Below are 736 nucleotides of genomic sequence, written 5' to 3'. Positions count from 1 at the left end.
AAATTCAAAATTGAAACGATCCTTAAGATCCCTGGCCACATAAGGCTTGAGAGTGTTGATATCTGGTTTCAGGATGAAGCTAGGTTCGGCCAACAAAACACCACAACACGCCTTTGGGCTGCAACAGGTTCTCGTCCGAGAGCAGTAAAACAGCAGCAGTTTGAATATGCTTATCTCTTTGGTTCCGTCTGCCCCAGCCGAGGTATAGGCGAAGCGTTAGTTGTCCCATGGACCAATAAAAACATCATGCACCTACATCTTGAACAAATATCTAAGGCGACGGAAAAAGGCCGCCATGCGGTTGTCGTCATGGACGGCGCGGGCTGGCATACTGATGATGTAGCCGATGATTTCGACAATGTCAGTRTCATAAAAATTCCGCCCTACTCCCCRGAGTTGAATCCAATAGAACAAGTATGGRGTTGGATGCGGCAGCACTGTTTAGCCAATCAAGCATTTAAGGATTATGACGATATTGTTGATAAGGYTTGTACGGCTTGGAATCGTTTTCTAGAGAGTGGTCAAAGGGTGGCAGAAATGTGCTCAAGAGATTGGATTCAACTGATCAGTTAATTTTACAGATTGGTATGAAAGGCGGAAAAAGACACTCTGCTGAAGAACAAACAAAACATTCAGACGTAAAAAAACCCAAGCATTTCTGCTTGGGTTTAGTGTAAGTGGCGGAGCGGACGGGACTCGAACCCGCGACCCCCGGCGTGACAGGCCGGTATTCTAA

1 protein-coding gene is annotated in these 736 nt (G+C 46.3%); it reads left to right on the top strand.

Features of this window, described 5'->3' with window-relative positions; all coding sequences use genetic code 11:
- Positions 1-573, top strand: a 573-nt coding sequence (locus EDI28_RS26115) for an IS630 family transposase (RefSeq protein WP_128786709.1), incomplete at its 5' end; no start/stop codon positions are given.
- Between the last annotated feature and the right edge of the window lie 163 nt (positions 574-736).

Source organism: Photobacterium chitinilyticum (assembly GCF_004104355.1).
Classification (GTDB): Bacteria; Pseudomonadota; Gammaproteobacteria; order Enterobacterales; family Vibrionaceae; genus Photobacterium; species Photobacterium chitinilyticum.
This window is presented reverse-complemented; position numbering and strand designations above follow the sequence as displayed.